The organism is Oleiphilus sp. HI0067, from assembly GCF_001635735.1.
Genome location: NZ_LWFI01000700.1, coordinates 1 through 338 on the forward strand (window position 1 = coordinate 1; position 338 = coordinate 338).

1 protein-coding gene is annotated in these 338 nt (G+C 40.8%); it reads right to left on the bottom strand.

Annotated elements, in window-relative coordinates; translation table 11 throughout:
* Positions 1-338, bottom strand: a 338-nt coding sequence (locus A3739_RS29650; RefSeq protein ID WP_197472176.1) for a hypothetical protein, incomplete at both ends; no start/stop codon positions are given.

Consider the following 338-nt stretch of genomic DNA (forward strand, 5'->3'; position numbering starts at 1 on the left):
TGAAGTCTGTTTCTTGTTCAGGCACTTGGCTCCCTGTAAGTTTGACATTACTCACCAATAGCTCAATGAGTTCATCAATGGTGACGGGAATAATTGGTGTTTCTGTTATTTCGTTGGATAAAGCGAAAAGCTTTTGTTTTAGGGCTATTAAATAGTCTTCTGTGTCAGATTCATCGAATTCAACTAAGCGTTTACTATCAAGAGCGGTTTTGTATGCATGAAGTGCTTCGGTATCTGCCTTTTGAGATCTGTATGCGATACCGCGTCGGTCACGGTAGTTACCACGAATGTATATTTCCGTGTCGGCGATAAGTGCCTGAGCTTGGTTAAAATAGTAA